Annotated in this window: 1 protein-coding gene; it reads left to right on the plus strand. The window is 57.8% G+C overall.

Annotation, left to right across the window (positions count from 1 at the left end):
- The coding region (locus tag QQ041_RS19985; RefSeq protein WP_285954901.1) for a hypothetical protein at positions 1-360 on the plus strand (360 nt) is incomplete at both ends.

Raw genomic sequence — 360 nt, forward strand, 5'->3', positions numbered from 1 at the left:
GTGGTGACGGACGTGAATGACGCGCCGGAAATCACCGTGACAGCGAACGACTTCACAGAAGACGCTGGCGCAGCAGTGGGCGATGTAGCGGGCACGTACGTGACGTCTGACGAAGAAGGCGATGCGGTAACCGTGACCTTCACGCCAGGCAGCAATGCCAACGGCCACTACACGTTAGATACGGCAACGGGTCAGGTGAAACTGACGCAAGATGGTGTAGACGCCATCAATGCGGGTGAAGACTTAGATACCATCGATCTGACGGTGACTCAGACCAATGACAGCAGCCTGACAGGCACAGACAGCGATACCCCAGTGGTGACGGACGTGAATGACGCGCCGGAAATCACCGTGACAGCG

The sequence above is a fragment of the Vibrio sp. TMPB1044 genome, from assembly GCF_030442075.1.
Lineage (GTDB): Bacteria > Pseudomonadota > Gammaproteobacteria > Enterobacterales > Vibrionaceae > Vibrio > Vibrio satsumensis.